17 protein-coding genes and 1 tRNA gene are annotated in these 17,006 nt (G+C 56.8%); 7 read left to right on the forward strand and 11 right to left on the reverse strand.

All coding sequences use genetic code 11. The annotated features are described in order from the left end of the window. Nucleotides 1–4: 4 nt before the first annotated feature. The 4 genes from ACR0AM_RS00310 to ACR0AM_RS00325 form a co-directional block, all read right to left on the reverse strand. Complete coding sequence (locus ACR0AM_RS00310) at nt 5–436, reverse strand: universal stress protein (protein ID WP_480621822.1); 432 nt, start codon at nt 434–436, stop codon at nt 5–7. Then, nucleotides 433–3,042, reverse strand: coding sequence for a TRAP transporter permease (locus ACR0AM_RS00315; RefSeq protein ID WP_480621823.1), 2,610 nt, complete (start codon nt 3,040–3,042; stop codon nt 433–435). The genes ACR0AM_RS00310 and ACR0AM_RS00315 overlap by 4 nt, the downstream gene beginning before the upstream one ends. 108 nt (nt 3,043–3,150) lie before the next feature. Continuing rightward, nucleotides 3,151–4,119, reverse strand: a complete 969-nt coding sequence (locus tag ACR0AM_RS00320) for a TAXI family TRAP transporter solute-binding subunit (protein ID WP_480472919.1) — start codon at nt 4,117–4,119, stop codon at nt 3,151–3,153. 466 nt (nt 4,120–4,585) lie between these two features. After that, a tRNA-Leu gene (locus ACR0AM_RS00325) sits at nt 4,586–4,671 on the reverse strand. Between the two features lie 145 nt (nt 4,672–4,816). Here ACR0AM_RS00325 and ACR0AM_RS00330 point away from each other — a divergent pair. Continuing rightward, on the forward strand, nt 4,817–5,395 hold the full coding sequence (locus ACR0AM_RS00330; protein WP_480472921.1) for a YqaA family protein: 579 nt from the start codon (nt 4,817–4,819) through the stop codon (nt 5,393–5,395). Next, on the forward strand, nt 5,392–5,862 hold the full coding sequence (locus tag ACR0AM_RS00335) for a disulfide bond formation protein B (protein ID WP_480621824.1): 471 nt from the start codon (nt 5,392–5,394) through the stop codon (nt 5,860–5,862). Before ACR0AM_RS00330 ends, ACR0AM_RS00335 begins: the two co-directional genes overlap by 4 nt. Here ACR0AM_RS00335 and ACR0AM_RS00340 read toward each other — a convergent pair. Beyond that, nucleotides 5,859–6,446 carry an HNH endonuclease gene (locus ACR0AM_RS00340; protein WP_209503840.1) on the reverse strand — a complete coding sequence of 196 codons (588 nt, stop codon included), beginning with the start codon at nt 6,444–6,446 and terminating at the stop codon, nt 5,859–5,861. The genes ACR0AM_RS00335 and ACR0AM_RS00340 overlap by 4 nt on opposite strands. A 213-nt stretch (nt 6,447–6,659) precedes the next feature. Here ACR0AM_RS00340 and ACR0AM_RS00345 point away from each other — a divergent pair, with 213 nt between their 5' ends. Together ACR0AM_RS00345 and ACR0AM_RS00350 are read left to right on the forward strand one after the other, a co-directional pair. Then, nucleotides 6,660–7,265 carry an rRNA large subunit pseudouridine synthase E gene (locus ACR0AM_RS00345; RefSeq protein WP_480476745.1) on the forward strand — a complete coding sequence of 202 codons (606 nt, stop codon included), beginning with the start codon at nt 6,660–6,662 and terminating at the stop codon, nt 7,263–7,265. A 32-nt stretch (nt 7,266–7,297) separates the two neighbouring features. Beyond that, on the forward strand, nt 7,298–7,723 hold the full coding sequence (locus ACR0AM_RS00350; RefSeq protein ID WP_480621825.1) for a VOC family protein: 426 nt from the start codon (nt 7,298–7,300) through the stop codon (nt 7,721–7,723). Between the two features lie 43 nt (nt 7,724–7,766). On the opposite strand, the gene ACR0AM_RS00355 is transcribed toward ACR0AM_RS00350, so the two are convergent. Beyond that, entirely contained in the window at nt 7,767–8,432 is a 666-nt protein-coding gene (locus ACR0AM_RS00355; RefSeq protein WP_480472927.1) for an alpha/beta hydrolase, read from the reverse strand. Continuing rightward, on the reverse strand, nt 8,429–9,061 hold the full coding sequence (locus ACR0AM_RS00360) for a DNA-3-methyladenine glycosylase family protein (protein WP_480517744.1): 633 nt from the start codon (nt 9,059–9,061) through the stop codon (nt 8,429–8,431). Before ACR0AM_RS00360 ends, ACR0AM_RS00355 begins: the two co-directional genes overlap by 4 nt. Before the next feature lie 97 nt (nt 9,062–9,158). Between ACR0AM_RS00360 and ACR0AM_RS00365 the strand changes: the two genes are divergently transcribed. Continuing rightward, nucleotides 9,159–10,385, forward strand: a complete 1,227-nt coding sequence (locus tag ACR0AM_RS00365; RefSeq protein ID WP_480472931.1) for an MFS transporter — start codon at nt 9,159–9,161, stop codon at nt 10,383–10,385. Here the strand turns inward: ACR0AM_RS00365 and ACR0AM_RS00370 are convergent, their stop codons facing one another. From ACR0AM_RS00370 to cysS, 3 genes are all read right to left on the reverse strand, one after another. After that, entirely contained in the window at nt 10,386–11,168 is a 783-nt protein-coding gene (locus tag ACR0AM_RS00370) for a squalene/phytoene synthase family protein (protein WP_480621826.1), read from the reverse strand. After that, entirely contained in the window at nt 11,165–12,799 is a 1,635-nt protein-coding gene (gene cimA, locus ACR0AM_RS00375) for a citramalate synthase (protein ID WP_480621827.1), read from the reverse strand. The genes ACR0AM_RS00370 and cimA overlap by 4 nt, the downstream gene beginning before the upstream one ends. A 110-nt stretch (nt 12,800–12,909) precedes the next feature. Beyond that, nucleotides 12,910–14,352, reverse strand: coding sequence for a cysteine--tRNA ligase (gene cysS, locus ACR0AM_RS00380; RefSeq protein WP_480621828.1), 1,443 nt, complete (start codon nt 14,350–14,352; stop codon nt 12,910–12,912). A 219-nt stretch (nt 14,353–14,571) separates the two neighbouring features. Between cysS and ACR0AM_RS00385 the strand changes: the two genes are divergently transcribed. Then, nucleotides 14,572–14,916, forward strand: coding sequence for an MmcQ/YjbR family DNA-binding protein (locus ACR0AM_RS00385; protein WP_480621829.1), 345 nt, complete (start codon nt 14,572–14,574; stop codon nt 14,914–14,916). Nucleotides 14,917–14,972: 56 nt separating this feature from the next. Beyond that, the gene (locus tag ACR0AM_RS00390; RefSeq protein WP_480621830.1) at nt 14,973–16,157 is read left to right on the forward strand and encodes a pyridoxal phosphate-dependent aminotransferase; all 1,185 of its coding nucleotides are present in this window, start codon (nt 14,973–14,975) and stop codon (nt 16,155–16,157) included. Nucleotides 16,158–16,163: 6 nt separating this feature from the next. On the opposite strand, the gene ACR0AM_RS00395 is transcribed toward ACR0AM_RS00390, so the two are convergent. After that, a complete protein-coding gene (locus tag ACR0AM_RS00395; RefSeq protein WP_480517136.1) occupies nt 16,164–16,682 on the reverse strand; it encodes an outer membrane protein in 519 nt (172 codons plus the stop codon). Nucleotides 16,683–17,006 lie beyond the last annotated feature (324 nt).

The raw sequence follows: 17,006 nt of genomic DNA on the forward strand, positions 1-17,006 counted from the left end.
TCAGTCAGCGAACCACATAAACTGAGACGTTGGAATGCCGCACCACACGCGCTGCATTCGGACCAAGCAGATAGTCTTTGAAATCCGGCCTATGCGCGCCGATCACAATCAGGTCGGAACCGGCACTTTCGGCGGTTTTCAGGATCTCCTGATAGGCTGTGCCTGTCGCGACTACATGGCGGATGCTTTCATTGCGCTCTGCCCCCAATGCCGAAATGCATAGCGCCGTCAGTTTGGCTCGCGCCTCGGCCAACGCCTTGTCGTGAAAACCTGTTTCAAAAAACCCGGACACCCAGCTTTCCCCGAAATCGGGCAGCACAGTCACGACATCCAACTGTGCCCCTTCCAGATCCGCCAAAGCAGCGGCTTTTTGCAGGACCGGAGCATCAATCTCGCCATTGCTGATATCAATGGCACACAGAACAGAACGTGTCATGCGGGCACCCCTTGTCTGGCGGCACGGCCGCGTTGCAGGAACGCGATAAGACCCAAGAGGATCATCGCTGGGATATACACCAGCTGCTTGGGCAGCTGGTCGGACGGCAAGCTGACCGACGTCAGGCGTACGGGTTCATCGCCATAGTAGTCAAAGATGGCCAGATCGTCGGCCACCGGCGCGCCAAACAGCGGCTCGTCAAGCTTGACCAGCCCGTCCTCGGGAACCAGCAGCAGGCCCATCGCCTCGACCCGTGCGGCCCCTCCTTCTTCGTCGCCCACAGTAACAACAACGGTTGTGTCCACCATTTCAAGCGTATCGTAATCGGGGCCTGCGACCACTAGGCGGACATCCGTTCCCGGCGGTGTCTGACCAATGGTCTCTTCAAATGCAGCGGGTTCAACCGATTCGAACGGAGGCGAGATGCGATCCATGAAATAGTCCGGTCGGAACAGGGCAAACGCCACCAGAACCAGGGCAACACTTTCATATATACGGCTGCGGGCCAGGAAATACCCCATCGTGCCCGCCGTGAAGACCAGAATCGCTATGGTCGCGAAAATTGCCACCGTAATTCCTTCGAACCATGTTACGTCAATCAACAGAAGATCGGTGTTGAAGATGAACACAAAAGGCAGTGCCACGGTGCGCAGGCTGTAGAAGAATGCTGTGAAGCCGGTTTTGATTGCATCACCGCCTGATACAGCGGCAGCGGCGAAACTGGCCAGACCCACCGGTGGCGTCACATCCGCCATGATCCCGAAGTAGAAGACGAACAGGTGCACGGCAATCAACGGCACGATAAGTCCGCTCTGCGCCCCCAGTTCAACGACCACTCCGGCCATCAACGAGCTGACAACGATATAATTCGCCGTGGTCGGCAGGCCCATGCCCAGAATCAGGCTCAGCAGGCCAACCATGATCAGCATCAGGATAAGATTGCCGCCCGACAGGAACTCGACCAGATCAGCCATAACCTGACCAACACCCGTCAAGGTCACGGTACCCACGATCACGCCCGCAGTTGCAGTTGCCAGTGCGATACCGATCATGTTCCGCGCGCCGTCAATCAGACCTTGCCACAGGTCAGCGACACCGTCGACGAAGGTACTGATTAAATTGCTCTGCCCCCGGAAAAGCGCCTTGAGCGGTTTCTGCGTCAGCAGGATTACGAACAGCAATGCGGTTGCCCAGAAGGCCGACAGCCCCGGTGATTTCTGTTCGATCATCAGGAAGTAAACCAGAACGACGATCGGCAGCAGGTGGTGCAAACCTGCCTTGTAGATATCTGCGACAACCGGCAGCGTGACTTCCTTTGCATTCGGATCGTCAGGCTCAAGGTCCGGCACTTGTGCCGCCAGAAAAAGCAATCCGACATAAACCGCGCAGACGATCAGGCTCAGCACAAGGCCCGCCGCGGACGGAATCAAGCTTGTTACAGCATCAACCGGGAATTGCGAGCCATAGCAAAGCCCTGCAAACACCAGGAAGAAGGCCAGCATACCCACAACGGTTCGCGCCAGATGCACGTCTCGGTCACCCAAGGTCGGCATGTTCCGCTTCACCGCTTCCAAATGCACGATATAGACCAGTGCGATGTAAGAAATCGCCGCTGGCAGGAAGGCGTGGGTGATCACCTCGACATATGAGATGCCCACATATTCCACCATCAGGAACGCCGCAGCACCCATTACAGGCGGCATGATCTGACCGTTCACGGAACTTGCAACTTCGACCGACCCCGCCTGTTCGCTGGAAAAGCCAACGCGCTTCATCAACGGAATGGTGAACGTACCGGTGGTAACAACGTTGGCAATCGACGAACCCGAGATCAGGCCGGTTGCCGCAGACCCCACAACGGCCGCCTTGGCAGGGCCGCCCCGCAGGTGACCCAGGGCGCCAAAGGCCATTTTTATGAAGTAGTTCCCTGCCCCGGCCTTATCGAGTAGCGCGCCAAACAGCACGAACAGGAACACGAACTTCGTGGAAACACCCAGAGCGATGCCAAACACGCCTTCGGATGTGATCCACATATGGCTCATGGCCTTTTTCAGGCTCGCACCTTTCCACTGGATCACTTCGGGGACCCAGGAAGACGATCCAAAGAACACATAGGCCAGGAAAACCGTGGCTATGATCGCCATTGCCGGACCAAGTGCGCGGCGCGCGGCCTCAAACAGCAACAGCAGCCCCAACAAAGCCACCCATTTGTCGATGTCATCGGCCAGCAGGCCATTATTGACCAGTTTCTCATAGAAGATGTAGCCGTACAGCGCGATACCCGCGCCCAAAACGCCCATGACCCAGTCCTGAACAGGGACATAATTGCGCGGGCTGGATTTCAGCGCCGGATAGGCCGCAAACGCCAGAAAGATCGCAAAGGCCAGATGGATCTGGCGTGAATTATTCACCACGCTTCCGGGCAGCAGGTAATTCGACAAGGGAGAGGCCAGAACGATCTGATATACCGACCACAAAACGGCAACAATCGCCAGAAACAGCCCCACGTTTCCAGCGGGATTTCGCGCCCCTGCATCGGATGAGGCGACAAGGTCCTGAAGCTCTTCCTCCGAGAGTGGGCGATTGCCCTGTGTATCGGAACTCATGTGAAATCTCCCCGTCCTGCGGCCTTGGATTCTTTGGCCCTCTTGTCCCCGGTTTATCCCGGATGTGAACCGGGGCGCCGCAAAAGGACGCCCCGTGTAAAGTCTGGCTTACTGAATCCAGCCTTTTTCTTTGTAGTACTTTTCGGCGCCCGGATGCAGCGGAGCGGACAGGCCGTCCGAAATCATCTCCTCGGGCTTGAGATTTGCAAATGCCGGGTGCAGCTTTTTGAAGTCTTCGAAGTTTTCAAAGACCGAGCTTACAACCGCATAGACAGCATCGTCCGACACATCCGCCGAAGTCACGAAGGTCGCGCCCACGCCAAAGGTGGTGGTGTCATTGTCCGAACCCCGGTACATGCCACCCGGGATAGTCGCAGTGCGGTAGTATGAGTTGTTGTCGATCAGACCCTGAATCGCATCACCGGTGACGTTCACCAGAACAGAATCGCAGGCTGTCGTAGCTTCCTGAATCGAACCCGACGGGTGACCCACGGTGTAGATCATCGCATCCAGTTGGTTGTCACAAAGCGCAGCCGACTGCTCAGCCGCTTTCAGCTCGGACGCCAATTCGAAATCATCGACGGTCCAGCCCAACGCTTCCAGAACCACATCCATGGTGCCACGTTGGCCAGAACCCGGGTTACCGATGTTCACGCGCTTGCCCTTGAGGTCTTCAAAGCTGGAAATACCGGCATCCGCGCGGGCCACAACGGTGAAGGGCTCGGGGTGGACCGAGAACACCGCACGTAGCTTTTCGAAGGGACCTGCCTCTTCAAATTTCGAGGTGCCGTTATACGCGTGATACTGCCAGTCGGACTGGGCAACACCGAATTCCAGCTCGCCTTCGCGAATGGTGTTGATGTTGTAGACCGAGCCACCGGTCGATTCGACCGAGCAGCGCACACCGTGTTCTTTCCGACCCTTGTTCACCAGACGGCAGATCGCGCCACCTGTCGGATAGTAAACACCGGTCACGCCGCCAGTACCAATTGTAATGAACTCTTCGGCATAGGCCGCCGGAGCCAACATGGCTGCGGTTACAAACGCGCCGAGGCTCAATTTGCTGCTGTTTTTCATTTCAGAACTCCCACATTTTTTGTCTGGCAGTTGGAATTCAAATCAATCACCCTGCTCATGAGTCCGTGCCGATAAAAAAAATCGGCCCGCTTCACAGCAGATGCAACCTGTTGAATTTTCCAGTTTCTCCCAACCCCCTTGAGGGTTCATCCAGATGCATTCAATGTCAAGGCCAGCGCCAGCCTGACTTGCTCCATTCCGCATATATGAGCGTAAGTTTTGAATTTTCCCCTCTGGCACACAGGAAAACCCGCCAGATCAGTCTTCCGGAACTTTACTGTCCTTTTCTGTTCAGGTCGGTTCGACAGCAGGACGTATTCGGTGCCCCTGTATTAGCATGAGACTGATAACAGAGGACTGAAAAGAACGAGACCAGATCGAAAAGTGAGAGTTAAGTGTGCGAGCACGCAATAAGCCCAAAAAGAAAAAACAGGAAGCAGGTTCCCCTAACCCCCTGTTTTTACTTTGGTACCCAAGGCCGGACTCGAACCGGCACGGTATCACTACCGGGGGATTTTGAATCCCCTGCGTCTACCATTCCGCCACTTGGGCCACGGACACTGGATTAGCGCCCATCAAAGGGAAGGTCCAGAGGCAAAAATCATCCAATAATCCATTTGTTTCGACCGCGATGGTTGACGGGCCGTCAGGTGCGTGGTTTGGCTTTCCGGGGCCGAGAACGGGATTTGAGTGCTTAATGTTGCGATCACTTTATGACTGGACAATTCGTCTGGCGGAACACCCTCATGCGCTGTGGGCGCTGGCTGTTGTGGCCTTTGTCGAAAGTTCGTTCTTTCCGATTCCCCCCGACGTTCTGATGATTCCGATGATCCTTGCGCGCCCGTCGCGCGCCTGGCTGATTGCAACTGTTGCTCTGGTGGCTTCGGTTCTGGGCGGGATGCTGGGCTATGCGATTGGTGCGTTTTTCTATGAAAGTCTGGGGCAGCCCATTCTTGAATCCATGGGCAAGGCCCATGCGATGGAAGAATTCAACACACGCTTCAACGATTTCGGGTTCTGGGCGGTCCTGGCCGCCGGAGTGACGCCTTTCCCGTACAAGGTCATCACCATCATGTCCGGCTGGACAGGAATGCCGCTTGGGACATTCATCGCAACGTCGATACTGGCACGTGCGCTCAGATTCTTCCTTGTTGCGGCGCTGCTTTGGGGCTTTGGCGAGCCGATCCGTGAATTTATTGAAAAACGCTTGGGGCTGATGTTCACCTTGTTCATCGTCCTCCTGTTTGGCGGCTTCCTGGTGGTGAAATACCTATGACGAGACGTTCACAACTTATCGCACTGGCAAGTCTTGGGTCCCTGGCCCTTCTGCTGGCAGCTTTTGGCTTTCAATATCTGGGCGGCCTTGTCCCCTGTAAAATGTGTATCTGGCAGCGCTACCCGCATGGGGTCGCAATCGCGATTGGCGTTTTGGCGCTGGCCTTGCCAAGACTGAGCATCCTGCCGCTATGTGGCGCGATGGCAGCGGCTGTCACTTCGGGTATTGGGTTTTACCACGCCGGCGTTGAACAAGGATGGTGGGAAGGTCCGACCAGTTGCACATCCGGCAGCATCAGTGGGATGTCGAATGACGACCTGTTCGACCAGATTATGTCAGCGCCTTTGGTTCGCTGCGACGATATCCCGTGGGAAATGTTCAACATCTCGATGGCCGGATGGAATGCCATTGCCTCGGCTGTTCTGGTACTGATCTGGCTCGCGGCGTGGCGGGCAAGCAAGGCCTAGAATTCGTCCAGTTCCGCATCCCAATACAGAAAATCGATCCAGCTTTCGTGTAAGTGATTGGGCGGAAACTTCCGACCAACATTGCGCAGTGCTTCGGCGTCAGGCTGACGGGGCGGCTTTCGCAGGCTCATTCCTGCCTGACGCAGCGATTTCGACCCTTTGCGCAGGTTGCACGGGCTGCACGCCGCCACAACGTTCTGCCAGCTGGTCACCCCACCAGCGGCGCGTGGCACCACATGATCAAAGGTCAAATCACCGCGGCTGCCACAGTACTGGCACCGGAACTCGTCCCTCAGAAATAAATTAAAGCGCGTGAAGGCCACGCGCTTTCTGGGTTTTACATAGTCTTTCAGAACAACGACCGAAGGTATTCGGATCTGCGTACTCGGGCTGCGAACCACTTCGTCGTATTCGGCCACGATGTCGACGCGATCCAGCCAGGCGGCCTTGATCGCTTCCTGCCAGGGCCACAGGGACAACGGGTAATAAGACAGGGGGCGATAATCGGCGTTCAAAACCAATGCCGGATGATGCTTCAGCGCACCAGGCTCCCTGACAAATTCGGTCCTGAAGTCTCCGTCCATATCAGAATCGCTCCTCGCTCTGCTCTGCCCGTTTTTGACATCAGAGCGGGGAACACCCGCCCCGGCCTTAGTATAACTATATATCGTGTTAATACTCTGACAAGCCCTGATTTTCCACAATATGTCGCAAACTGGGTAATGCGAATCCGTAACAAGCGCATGACAGTTATCCACAGCTTGCGCGGGACGCACTCTTCGGGGTATGCGCGGGTCATGTCCTGGTTCATTCGCTTCAACAAACCTTATGATGTGCTGCCGCAGTTCACCGACCGCGACAATGGGGATACTCCGCGCAGTACACTGTCCGATTTCATCGATCTGCCCGGGGTTTATCCCGCCGGTCGGTTGGATCGTGACAGCGAAGGTTTGATGCTGCTGACTGACCACGGCAAGTTGCAGGCGCAGATATCGGATCCCAAGCACAAGATGGCAAAAACCTATTGGGTTCAGGTCGAAGGCATCCCGGACGAAACCGCCCTGAAAGCGCTGCGAAACGGCGTCGAGTTGAAAGACGGCCTGACCCGTCCGGCGAAGGTGCGCCAGATCGACGAGCCAGACGACCTGTGGCCCCGCACCCCACCAATCCGCGAACGCGAGACAGTTCCAGACAGTTGGATAGAACTGTCCATACGCGAGGGCAAAAACCGTCAGGTGCGTCGAATGACGGCCGCCGTGGGCCTGCCGACCCTGCGCCTGATCCGTTATCGAATCGGAGACTGGACTCTGGACGATCTGGAACCGGGCCAGTGGGACAGCCTGCCCATGCCATCCCTGAACACCACACCGCAACGAAAACGCGACCGTCGACCGCGCCGGTGACATACCCTGCCCTGATCTGCTAAACTTGAGTCATGAAACTAACTCCCGGAATACCGGCCCCTTCGGCGATTCTGGAAGCGTCGCTTTATGTCGATGATCTGGACGCAGCAGAACAGTTTTACGGCGAAGTACTGGGCCTGGAACGCATTCAGCGTGTCGCCGACCGCCACGTGTTTTACCGAATTGGCGGATCGGTCCTGCTGATCTTTAACCCGGAACAGACGGAACAGCCGCCCCTCAACCCGGACATGCCCGTTCCGCCACATGGCGCCCGTGGTGCCGGGCATGTGTGTCTTGTACTGACCCGTGATGAAATCGCGGTAATGCGCAAGCACCTTCTGGACTGGAATGTCCCCGTAGACGCAGAATTTGACTGGCCCGGAGGCGCACGATCTTTGTACGTGCGCGACCCGGCCGGAAACTCAGTCGAGTTTGCGGAAGCGCATCTTTGGTCTTAATCCGATGCGAAACGACAGTGTTCTGCTGATTTAATCTTACCGGCTAAAGGCTCAGCTTGTCGCGCATGAAGGCCAGGGCCACACTCAGCCCGTCCGGGGCGATGCCGTGCCCGGTGCCCTTCATGACATGAGCGTAGACCTCTTTGAAACCGGCGGATTGCAGGGCCTCTGCCGCTTCGGGCAAGGATTGCGGCGGGACGACGTCGTCGGCATCGCCATGCACCAGCAAAACCGGCATCCGGCTGACGGTTTCGTCTGCCAGAAGGTCCGCCTCTAGCAAACGGCCTGAGAAAGCGACAATTCCGGCCACGGGGTCTTCACGGCGGGGCGCGACATACAAGCTCATCATCGTGCCCTGACTGAAACCAAACAGGACTACCTGTTCGGGCAGAACATCTTCATCCACCATCAGCGCATCCAGAAAGGCATTAAAATCCTCGACCGCCATTTCCATGCCCCTGCGCGCTTCTTCCTCAGACGACCCGTCAATCCAGGGAATCGGAAACCACTGAAAGCCATTGGGCATTCCGGGGATCTGCTCGGGCGCGTCCGGGGCCACGAACAATGTGTCGGGCAGATGTTCACCCAACGGGTCGGCCAAACCCAGCAGATCGGCACCGTTTGCGCCATAGCCATGTACGAACACCACAACCGAGCGCGTGTCGCCCGAAACAGGCTCTTTCCGGAGCGCATTCAAAACCCGTGTCATCTGATCCCTTCTCTTTGCTTTGCAACCCGGTAATAGGCCCACAGCACTCGCGCCGCAACCGAGCGCCAGGGCGACCAAGCCTCGGCCATCTTGCGCAGTTCTTTATCCGTTGGGCGATTGGGCAGGTCATAGAGGATGCGCGCGGCCTCTTGCAGCGCCAGGTCGCCGGGGGCGATCACGTCAGCGCGACCAAGTGAGAACATTGCGTATATTTCCGCAGTCCATACGCCGATGCCTGGCACTTGCGTCAGCGTGGTCACAACCTCCGCATCAGGAACATCACGTAACGCTTTGTAATCTATACGCGCTTCTGCCAACGCCTTTGCATATCGGATCTTCTGACGGCTTAGCCCTACGGCCCGCAGATCGTCATCCGTTGCCCACATGATCTTACGCGGACCTGTCAGTTTGGCGTCTTGCAGGCGTTGCCATATTGCATTGGCCGAAGCCACGCTGACCTGTTGGCTGACGATAGCACTCAGTAGCTGCGCGAACCCGTCAGGACGGCGACGTAGCGGCAATGGGCCAATCTGTTCCATTGCATAGGCCATGCGTGGGCAGCTCCGGGCCAGCCATTCAGCCCCTTCCGCCACACAACCCGGCGTTTCGATGATGCGGCCAACGGGCATGTAGTCCCCCTGCTCGGTTGTTACTGGCACGTTAGGCGCATGTGCCGCAGATGCAACCGGGTTGTGCCGCAAACACTTAGCCGATACCCATTCCGCCATGACCATGATCTCGACCCTTCCTAATGACCGTCAGGCCAAACGCAACGTTGCTGTCTTAGTGGCGGCGCAGGCCATTCTGGGCGCGCAGATGCCAATGATGTTCATCGTCGGAGGGCTGGCCGGTCAGTCGCTGGCGACCAATCCCTGCCTGGCGACATTGCCCATTTCACTGATTGTTCTGGGATCGATGCTGGCGGCCACGCCAATTTCGGCCATCATGCAAAAATGGGGGCGTCGCGTCGGGTTCTTTGTTGGCGCGACATCCGGTGCGTTGGGCGGGTTGATCGGGGCCTATGGCCTGTTTCTTGGCTCTTTCCCCGTCTTCCTTATCGGCAGCCTGTTAACAGGCATCTACATGAGCGCGCACGGGTTCTATCGCTTTGCAGCAGCAGACACCGCATCAGACGATTACCGCCCCAAAGCGATTTCCTATGTCATGGCTGGTGGACTGGCGGCTGCCATCATTGGCCCGCAAATCGTAAAACTCACATCCGAAGCCTATGTCATCCCTTTTCTGGGCACCTATCTGGCTGTCATTGGGATCAATGTTCTGGGGTCCGCCCTGTTCTTCTTCCTTGATATTCCAACACCTGCAAAACCCACCGGCTCCGAGCCCAAGGGGCGGTCGCGACTGGAATTACTGAAAACACCTCGCATCGCCGTGGCCATCATATGTGCCATGGTATCTTACGCGCTGATGAACCTTGTGATGACGTCAACGCCGTTGGCCGTGGTTGGTTGTGGTTACTCGGCCAATGACGCGGCGGACATCGTTACCAGCCACGTGCTTGCCATGTATGTGCCCAGTTTCTTCACCGGTCACCTGATCGCCCGGTTTGGTATCGAAAGGATTGTTGCGCTGGGTCTGGCGATTCTTGCAACTGCTGGCCTGGTCGCCTTGCAGGGCGTTGAATTGGGGAACTTTTTCGTTGCCCTCATTCTTCTGGGTGTTGGGTGGAACTTTGGCTTTATCGGCGCGACCACGATGCTGGCCGCATCGCATGAGCCGCCGGAACGCGGCCGGATGCAGGGCCTTAACGACTTGCTGGTGTTTGGCGGAGTGACTATGGCCTCGCTGGCTTCGGGTGGATTGATGAACTGCTCGGGTGGGTCCCCGGTCGAAGGGTGGACAGCAGTCAACCTTGCAATGATCCCATTGCTGACACTGGCAGGCGGGGCCCTGTTGTGGCTGGTTCTGCGACCGGCCGACCCGGAACGGGCCTGATCACCAGCGCCCGCTGCCCACAGCCCACATCAAGGACAATCGCTGCTGTATTTCTCCCGGTACCAGAGCACCGGAGGCAACACGTTCGGGTCGGGCTATGGCTTGCTTCAATATCCGTTCGGCCAACCACCCGGAATATAATGCCGACCGTGCCTCAACCGAAATATCAGCCCGATGCGATCTGGCTTTATACAGACGATTCAATGCGGCCCCGGCCAAGGCACGCACCCCTTCGTAGGTGCCGTCCAGCAACGGTATCCGCCCGCGTCGTTCCAGTTCAGGGATAGCCCTGAGCCAGTTCGCCACCCCGACCGCATATCCAAAATCACGCAACGCTGGTTCATCCGCTGCCCCCAGCGCCTGAGCGGATGCAACAAACAATGAACCCGTACTGTGATCGATATAGGCGTCAAAGTGTTCCTGATCTTCGAACGGGTCACGGTATATATCCCAACGCCTTACGGCCACATATTCATCCAAAACGCCTGCCAGATGGGGCGAAAGAACCCGTGACAAGGGTGTTACCACCTCGTGCCGCCGTACGGTTGCCCCTTCAGCAATTTCCTGTAGCGCGTCACGCCACCATTGCAGCCGCATCTCGGCGATCATCGGCTCTTGCGTCACCCAGGGTGCGCGGGCAACTTCGACGTTCAGCGCGTAAATTGGGAACAGGACTGCACGGTCTGCAACCGGTGCAGCCATCGCTGCGCGGAAACGATCTGGATCAGCCCGTTGCACAAGTGCCGCGCAGGCTTTGACGTCTTGGTCAAAGATCGCGCTCACTCGGCTGCTGCCTTTTTCGGATCACAATCGCGCACCAATTTCCACTGAATCGCATCCAGAAGCGCCTCGAAAGACGCATCGACTATGTTCGCGCTGACGCCCACGGTAGACCAGCGCCGCCCCTGCCCGTCTTCGCTGTCAATGATGACACGCGTGACCGCTTCGGTGCCGCCTTGCGTAATCCGCACCTTGAAGTCGACCAGACGCATATCTGACAGTACCTGCGAATACTGGCCCAGATCCTTGGCCAAGGCTTTGGCCAGCGCGTTCACCGGCCCCCTGTCGCTGCCTGACTCGTCCATGGATTCGCTGACAGACAGCTTCTTTTCGCCATCCACTCTTACGACAACAACGGCCTCGGACAGGCTGACCATCTTGTTGTATTTGTTCTTACGCCGTTCAACGGTGACTTTGTAACGCTTGACCTCGAAGAACTCGGGCAATTGACCCAGCTCTTCCCGCGCCAGCAGTTCAAAACTGGCCTGAGCGGTGTCATAGGAATATCCGTCAGCCTCGCGGGCTTTTATCTGGTCAAGGATGCGGCCAAGTGCCGGGTCACCTGCCTCAACACGCAAACCGGCCTCGGTCAAACGCTTACGCAGGTTTGACTGGCCAGCTTGGTTCGACATCGGAATGATACGCGAGTTCCCGACGCTTGCGGGTTCCACATGCTCATATGTCGATGGATCCTTGAGGATCGCGCTGGCGTGCAGCCCGGCCTTATGCGCAAAAGCCGACGCCCCGACATAAGCCGCCTGCTTGCTGGGCACTCTGTTCAGAACATCATCCAGCATCCGGCTGATGCGGGTCAAACCAGCCAAAGCCTCACGGCTGACACCAATATCAAACTGCGACGCATAGGGTTCCTTCAGCAATAGCGTCGGGATCAAAGCGGTCAGGTTCGCATTACCGCAACGCTCGCCCAAACCATTCAATGTGCCCTGAATTTGCCGTGCACCGGCCTCAACAGCAGCCAGAGAACAGGCAACGGCATTTTCGGTATCGTTATGGGTGTGAATGCCCAGCCGATCACCGGGCAGCCCGGCTGCGATCACCTCGGATACAATCCGCCCGACCTCGGACGGCAAAGCGCCACCATTTGTGTCGCACAGGACAACCCACCGCGCGCCAGCCTCAAGCGCTGCGCGACATACATCCACGGCATATTCCGGATTGTCCTTGTAGCCATCAAAGAAATGTTCCGCATCAAACAGCGCTTCACGCCCCTGCGCGACGATATGCGCGACCGAGGCGCGCACGTTTTCCGTGTTTTCTTCCAGTGAAATGCCAAGCGCGTGGGTGACGTGATAATCATGCGACTTGCCGACCAGACAAACAGCCTGCGTTCCCGCATTTATCACCGCAGCCAGCACATCGTCATTCTCGGCTGATCGTCCTGCGCGTTTGGTCATGCCGAATGCCGTCAACCGGGCCGCGGTTTTCGGAGCCACCTCGAAAAACGCGCTATCGGTCGGGTTGGCGCCGGGCCAACCGCCTTCGATGTAATCCACGCCCAATGCGTCCAGCGCCTGCGCGATCTGCACTTTTTCTGCGGTCGAGAACTGCACGCCCTGCGTTTGCTGCCCATCACGCAGGGTTGTGTCGTAAAGGTAGAGGCGTTCCTTGGTCATGGTTCTGGCTCTTCGGCTTGACCGGGCAGTGCCCGACCGCGGGTGGGTGCGAAGCGCCCGCCCATGGGGGGCGGTCGGGCGCTGCCCGGGCAAGCCCGGGCGGGAGAATGTTAAATGTTCTTCAGTTTTGACGGATCAAAGTCTGGACCGGGGAGCAAATCAACACCGGCTTTGCTCATGCGAACCTCAACGCCTGCTTGGACTAACCTATTCTTAAGTTGATCTACTTCACTGAAGTCTTTTGTGATTTTCGCGCGTGTTCGAAGTGTATCCAATTCTGCTCCCAAAGTTGCCAAATCTGGGTGATCAGAAACACCAGATCCTGACGAGTTTTGTAAAAAGTCTCTCTTCCAAGCTTCTCTATTCGCATCCGAAAGGAAACCAAGCCAACGCGCATTGTCCAGAAGCTCTTGAGAGCTCTTAGACTCAAGTGTCGCAAGCCTCATCAAAGCCAGATGCGTATTTAGATCGCTCGCTAAAGCTTCTACTATCCTAGAGTCAGGTACGAAATCACTTAGTGGCGTCGGCTCTAAATCAACCGTTAAGCGGTGCCAATCGTCGAGCACATGATATGCATGATCGGCCTTCGATTTGGTCCAATCCATCGGCTTGCGATAGTGCGTTTGCAGAAAGACAAACCGGATCACCTCGCCCGGCACGCCCTGCTCCAACAGGTCATGAACGGTAAAGAAATTGCCCAGCGATTTGGACATCTTCTTGCCTTCAACCTGCAACATCTCGTTGTGCAGCCAGACCCGCGCGAATTCGCCATGCGGGTGCGCGCACTTGCTCTGAGCGATCTCGTTTTCATGATGCGGGAACATCAGGTCATTGCCACCACCATGGATATCAAAGCTCTCGCCCAGAAGTTCATAGCTCATGGCCGAGCATTCGATGTGCCAGCCCGGACGTCCCCGACCCCATGGGCTGTCCCAGCCCGGCAGGTCGTCGGTCGAAGGCTTCCACAACACGAAATCCATCGGGTTCTTCTTGTATGGCGCGACCTCAACCCGCGCACCCGCGATCATGTCATCGACCGACCGGCCAGACAGCTTGCCATAACTCTCTTTCCAGCTGTCGACCGCGAACAGAACATGACCTTTGGCGGGATAGGCATGGTCCTTGGCAATCAGGTCTTTGATCATCGCGATCATCTGGGTGATATACTGGGTCGCGCGCGGCATCTGGTTGGGTTCCAACGCCCCCAACGCCCCCATGTCGTGCAAGTACCAGTCGATGGTCTCGTCCGACCGCTCCTGCACCAATTGCTCAAGTGTACCTTCTGCACCAGCCTGTTTGCGCGTCAGTGCCGTCGCGTTGATCTTGTCATCCACATCGGTGAAGTTGCGCACATAAGTCACATGCTTTGCGCCATAGACGTGGCGCAACAGGCGATAGAGCACATCGAACACAACCACCGGACGGGCATTACCCAAATGGGCGCGGTCATAGACCGTTGGGCCGCAGACATACATCCGCACGTTTTCAGGATCGATCGGTACGAAGTCTTCCTTCGTCCGCGTCCGTGTGTTGTGCAGCTTGATCGTCGTCATCGGTCGGGCTCCTAAGAAACAGCAAAGGCTTGCGCGTTGGCGCGGGCTTAGCAACTTGTCTCAGGGATGAAAACGAAAGAAACCGGCCCGCTTGATAAATCAGCAGGTAATGCAGCAGATAATGATGCAGGTCACCGGGTTCATGGGACATCGGTTAGCATGGGATCATTCGCAAGCCAAGTGTTGAGTTTGCCACCGCCGTTCGGCACAGTGCCGAACATGGACCGAGATTTCGTCAATTCCATCTGCAAAACGCTACCCGGCGCTGAACTGTCCGATCCCTGGGGCGGTGGCCATGACGCCTGGAAAATTGGTGGCAAAATGTTCGCTTGTATCGGGATCGCAAATGATGGTGTTTCCGTCAAAACGCCTGATATCGAAACGGCGCAGATGTTGATAGACACCGGGATCGGCATAAAAGCCCCCTATTTCCACCGCAGCTGGGTGCGTCTTCCGTTTGACACCGGCGCAGACGAAATGCGCCGCCGTTTGACTATGTCCTATGACCTTGTCCGCGCATCATTGACCAAAAAACTTCAGGCCTCGATAGCGCCGCGAACCTGATTGACAAACGCCCGCTGCTCTGCCCCATTCAGCGCAGAGTAACCGGGGCCCTTGTCATGGAATTGTCCAAGCGCATCACGCAGATCACCGGCGGCAGCGACGGGTGGGAGGTGTTCAATCGGGCCCGACGGATGCTGAATGATGGGCATGCCGTGACAGAATTGACAATCGGCGAGCATGACGTTCGTACCGACCCGTCGATCCTGCACGCTATGGGCCTGTCGGCCCGCAGCGGTCACACCGGTTATGCCACTGTGCCCGGAACAGATTTGCTGCGTGATACGGTTGCTGCCCGGGTTCAGTCCCGCACAGGTATTCCAACGACGCGCAACAATGTACTGGTCACGCCCGGTGGGCAGTCCGCCCTGTTCGCGGCGCACATGGCGGTGTGCGATCACGGCGACACCGGGCTGTTTCTGGACCCTTATTATGCCACCTATCCCGGGACGATTCGCGGTGTCGGGGCCATTGCCCGCGCTGTTCGGACCGCTGCAGAGGATGCATTTCAACCGCGCGCCGAATTGATTGATGCAGCCGCGGAAGGCGCGGTTTCGCTGTTGATCAACACACCAAACAACCCGACCGGAGTGGTGTATTCCCGTCAGTCACTTGAAGCCATTGCCGATGTTTGCCAACGCCGTGACCTGTGGCTGATATCAGACGAAGTCTATGACACCCAGATCTGGGAGGGCGAGCACCTGTCTGCCCGCGTGCTGCCCGGAATGGCCGACCGTACCTTGGTTGTTGGATCAATGTCCAAATCTCATGCCATGACCGGGTCCCGATGCGGGTGGATCGTTGGTCCTGAATACGTGATCCGTCACCTGATAGATCTGGCTACTCATACAACCTATGGCGTACCGGGGTTCATTCAGGACGCGGCCAGCTTTGCACTGACCGCAGGACACGAACTTGAAAACAAGATCGCCGCGCCATTCCGTCGCCGCCGTTCATTGGCGATGGACGTATTAGCGGCACAGAACACAGTGGGGCTCGTCCCGGCGCAGGGTTCTATGTATCTGATGCTGGATGTACGGGCGACCGGGTTGACGGGTGAAGGGTTTGCGAACGCCCTTTTGGACACTCATGCGATTGCGGTCATGCCGGGCGAAAGCTTTGGCAAAGCCGCAGCGGGGCACATTCGGGTTGCCATGACCGTGGATGATGAGAAATTTGTCAGTGCCTTGAGAACCCTGTGCATGTTTTCAGCGCAGCTCGCCAAGCGACACGCGGCTGAATAGCCGCATTCAAAACCGAAACGTTGTACGCAGGTTGAAAACATTGGTGTCCAGACTGCCGCTGGACCGGGTGACATCGTCGAAATTCTGCCGCAGTGCTTCACCGCTGATGACGAAATTCTCGCCAATCGGATAGGCCAATCCGATTCCGTAAACCGCGGCTGTGTCACTGTCGACCGATGTATCAGCCCGCGCTGCGCCTACGACCACGTACCCCAAAGCGTTACCGAAATCATATCCACCACGCAATTTCAAGCTGGTCATGCTGTCGAGACTGCCCTGAGACTGTCCGAGGTTCAGGGACAGCCGATTATACTCCAACTCACCGCCCAGAACGAAATTCCCAAAGTCCCGGTCATAGCCCAGATGCGCACCAAAGGCCGTATCATCGCCATTCGCACCACCCGGACCATCGGCATCTGCAAATCCAAAACTGAAACCGGCATACCCGCCAGTCCAATCCTCCGCCGCAACAGGGTTAGCGCCGGCGATAAATATCGCAACAACAAGGACGGAAATAGGGTTCATAGTCGGGTTCAATGCAACACCGCTCTGGTTTCGATCAGAGGTATGACTTCAATTCAATCTGTGACCTGCTGCTCACAATTCAACTCCGCGCAGCAGACCTTGGAAGTAAGTGAATGCAGTATAACAGATTTCTTCCAAAACGGGCGAAAATCTCGGCGTTTGGTTCTCTGACCCCATAAGCCGTGAGAATTGTCCATATGAATAATCATCAAAGGTCGCAAATAGAACAGATTGTGTCGCCGCGTTTTGGAATTGTCGCGCAAGACGTTGAGGGGCAAAATGGCAGACGATGACTGGAAAATCAGCCTGATCAGCCGCACCATT

It is taken from the genome of Ruegeria sp. AD9 (assembly GCF_056542305.1).

What these genes read in the sequence shown, in the direction of transcription:
- ACR0AM_RS00330 (WP_480472921.1), top strand. Translation starts at nt 4,817, where the DNA reads ATGTTGCGATCACTTTATGACTGGACAATTCGTCTGGCGGAACACCCT.
- ACR0AM_RS00385 (WP_480621829.1), top strand. Translation starts at nt 14,572, where the DNA reads ATGGACCGAGATTTCGTCAATTCCATCTGCAAAACGCTACCCGGCGCT.
- ACR0AM_RS00350 (WP_480621825.1), top strand. Translation starts at nt 7,298, where the DNA reads ATGAAACTAACTCCCGGAATACCGGCCCCTTCGGCGATTCTGGAAGCG.
- ACR0AM_RS00345 (WP_480476745.1), top strand. Translation starts at nt 6,660, where the DNA reads ATGTCCTGGTTCATTCGCTTCAACAAACCTTATGATGTGCTGCCGCAG.
- ACR0AM_RS00315 (WP_480621823.1), bottom strand. Translation starts at nt 3,042, where the DNA reads ATGAGTTCCGATACACAGGGCAATCGCCCACTCTCGGAGGAAGAGCTT.
- ACR0AM_RS00310 (WP_480621822.1), bottom strand. Translation starts at nt 436, where the DNA reads ATGACACGTTCTGTTCTGTGTGCCATTGATATCAGCAATGGCGAGATT.
- ACR0AM_RS00395 (WP_480517136.1), bottom strand. Translation starts at nt 16,682, where the DNA reads ATGAACCCTATTTCCGTCCTTGTTGTTGCGATATTTATCGCCGGCGCT.
- ACR0AM_RS00320 (WP_480472919.1), bottom strand. Translation starts at nt 4,119, where the DNA reads ATGAAAAACAGCAGCAAATTGAGCCTCGGCGCGTTTGTAACCGCAGCC.
- cysS (WP_480621828.1), bottom strand. Translation starts at nt 14,352, where the DNA reads ATGACGACGATCAAGCTGCACAACACACGGACGCGGACGAAGGAAGAC.
- ACR0AM_RS00335 (WP_480621824.1), top strand. Translation starts at nt 5,392, where the DNA reads ATGACGAGACGTTCACAACTTATCGCACTGGCAAGTCTTGGGTCCCTG.
- ACR0AM_RS00360 (WP_480517744.1), bottom strand. Translation starts at nt 9,061, where the DNA reads ATGCCCGTTGGCCGCATCATCGAAACGCCGGGTTGTGTGGCGGAAGGG.
- ACR0AM_RS00390 (WP_480621830.1), top strand. Translation starts at nt 14,973, where the DNA reads ATGGAATTGTCCAAGCGCATCACGCAGATCACCGGCGGCAGCGACGGG.
- ACR0AM_RS00355 (WP_480472927.1), bottom strand. Translation starts at nt 8,432, where the DNA reads ATGACACGGGTTTTGAATGCGCTCCGGAAAGAGCCTGTTTCGGGCGAC.
- cimA (WP_480621827.1), bottom strand. Translation starts at nt 12,799, where the DNA reads ATGACCAAGGAACGCCTCTACCTTTACGACACAACCCTGCGTGATGGG.
- ACR0AM_RS00340 (WP_209503840.1), bottom strand. Translation starts at nt 6,446, where the DNA reads ATGGACGGAGACTTCAGGACCGAATTTGTCAGGGAGCCTGGTGCGCTG.
- ACR0AM_RS00365 (WP_480472931.1), top strand. Translation starts at nt 9,159, where the DNA reads ATGACCATGATCTCGACCCTTCCTAATGACCGTCAGGCCAAACGCAAC.